This is a genomic window from Exiguobacterium sp. A1_3_1 (assembly GCF_048985645.1).
GTDB classification, from domain to species: Bacteria; Bacillota; Bacilli; order Exiguobacteriales; family Exiguobacteriaceae; genus Exiguobacterium_A; species Exiguobacterium_A indicum.
In genome coordinates, this window is the sequence record NZ_WBYY01000303.1 from 1 (window position 1) to 1401 (window position 1401).

At 44.9% G+C, this 1401-nt stretch carries 2 protein-coding genes and 1 pseudogene; 2 read left to right on the forward strand and 1 reads right to left on the reverse strand.

What is annotated here, in order from left to right:
* Positions 1–539, forward strand: a 539-nt coding sequence (locus F8N00_RS17945; RefSeq protein WP_421018740.1) for a zinc-binding dehydrogenase, incomplete at its 5' end; no start/stop codon positions are given.
* 58 nt (positions 540–597) lie between these two features.
* On the opposite strand, the gene F8N00_RS17950 is transcribed toward F8N00_RS17945, so the two are convergent.
* On the reverse strand, positions 598–762 hold the full coding sequence (locus F8N00_RS17950) for a hypothetical protein (protein WP_421018741.1): 165 nt from the start codon (positions 760–762) through the stop codon (positions 598–600).
* A 287-nt stretch (positions 763–1049) separates the two neighbouring features.
* Between F8N00_RS17950 and F8N00_RS17955 the strand changes: the two are divergent.
* Positions 1050–1401 (forward strand): annotated as a pseudogene (locus F8N00_RS17955) (glycosyl transferase); the annotation flags it as partial.

Genomic DNA, 1401 nt, shown 5'->3' on the forward strand with positions numbered 1-1401 from the left:
CAGCAGGGGCTGTTGGATCGATCGTTGGTCAAATCGCTAAAATCAAAGGCGCACGTGTCGTCGGAATCGCAGGAAGTGACGAAAAGCTACAACACTTGAAAGCAGATCTTGGTTTTGATGAAGTCATCAATTATAAAACGGAAGACATCCGGGAAGCGTTAGACCGGACATGTCCAGACGGCATCGATGTCTATTTTGAAAACGTCGGTGGGGAAATCGGTGATGCAGTTCTTGATCGACTCAATCCATTCGCGCGGGTACCAGTCTGCGGTGCCATTTCTGGATATAACGCACAACAGGACATCGGTCCACGTGTTCAATCGAAATTAATCATCGCGCGTGCGCGCATGCAAGGTTTCTTAGTGGGCGATTATGGCAAACGATTCAAGGAGGCGGCTGAGCAACTCGGTCAATGGGTTAGTGAAGGAAAGTTACAATACGAAGAAACGATCTTTGAAGGATTCGATCGTGTACCAGATGCTTTCCTTGGCTTGTTCGATGGGTCGAACACGGGGAAACTATTAGTAAAAGTGAAGTAAATATGCCAAAAGAGGTTGCGGAATCATTTCCGCAACCTCTTTTTCAATGGCGTAAGATTCATGAATCTTTTCGATCGCGCTCGAGCTCTTCAGGATCAGGATCCGGATGTTGTGTTTCCGCAGGCTTGATTCCGGGATCGGATGTCTCAGCTGGATCAGGATTCGGGTGAAGACCAACGTCTGCCTTTTCATCTGGTAAATCATGATTTTTTTCGTTTAACATGTCCAGTCATCTCCTTTTATCAATACGTAGTAATGTTTCCCCGTTTTTTAAATCCAAAACAATCAGGGGGCATAGGATTCGTTTTTGAAAACATGTGAATGACTTCCACGGACAAGAAAGTGAAAGCGGTCGATTTCCTAGGAAATACAGGTTGACTGAACTGGAATGTAAGGAAAATCCAAAAAAGCTTCATGAAGTCTTTACAAAAACCTTGCAAGTCCTTCAAGTAGCCTTTGAACTGCTTCCGTAGACTAAGAAAGAGTTGAAAAGAGGAAGGGTGTTTACGTGTGAGTGATCAAAAATGGAAACGACAAATCATGCAACAACTGAACTGGGTCCGCGAAGAGAAAAAACGGCTGACGAGCGCGACGACCGCAAGTAAAGATGCACTCGAAAAACTCCGTCAGTTAGACGTCTTGCGACTGCCGACGGTTCGAACTTCTAATAACACGACGACACGTTACCGACAAAATAGCCAAGCGTCACTACTAGATCAATTGGATGTCTCACATATACCGATCCGGACGACGACGCGTTATTATGAAAAACGATCAATCGAAATAGCCATCGTCTGTTCGGAATTCATGTATGCCTACTATGAAGATGCGGCTCATCTTCATTACGTTAATTCCTGTCTCT

What these genes read in the sequence shown, in the direction of transcription:
- F8N00_RS17950 (WP_421018741.1), bottom strand. Translation starts at nt 762, where the DNA reads ATGTTAAACGAAAAAAATCATGATTTACCAGATGAAAAGGCAGACGTT.